This window comes from Vibrio sp. HI00D65 (assembly GCF_001635455.1).
Lineage (GTDB): Bacteria > Pseudomonadota > Gammaproteobacteria > Enterobacterales > Vibrionaceae > Vibrio.
This window is the reverse complement of record NZ_LWEH01000274.1, coordinates 1-219: the sequence shown is the minus strand read 5'-3', so window position 1 is coordinate 219 and position 219 is coordinate 1. Positions and strand designations below refer to the sequence as shown.

Below are 219 nucleotides of genomic sequence, written 5' to 3'. Positions count from 1 at the left end.
GGCGAGTAAAACGGTAACGAGTCTTAAAGAAGATTTAAGCAAGCTTCTTTCTGACGATAAGTAACCATCAATATTTGTGGTGACGTTATGATGTATGTAATCTTAATTGGTGCAGTGTTGATATTTTGGCTGGTTGCTGTTGATAGGCCAGTGCTAAAAATAAAATTCAATGATGGGGCTATTGAGCAAGTCAAAGGTCATCTACCACCGAGTTTCAAA

General features: G+C 37.9%; 1 protein-coding gene. It reads left to right on the top strand.

What is annotated here, in order from left to right; all coding sequences use genetic code 11:
* Nucleotides 1–87 precede the first annotated feature (87 nt).
* The coding region (locus A3712_RS26910; RefSeq protein ID WP_157618808.1) for a DUF3634 family protein at nt 88–219 on the top strand (132 nt) is incomplete at its 3' end.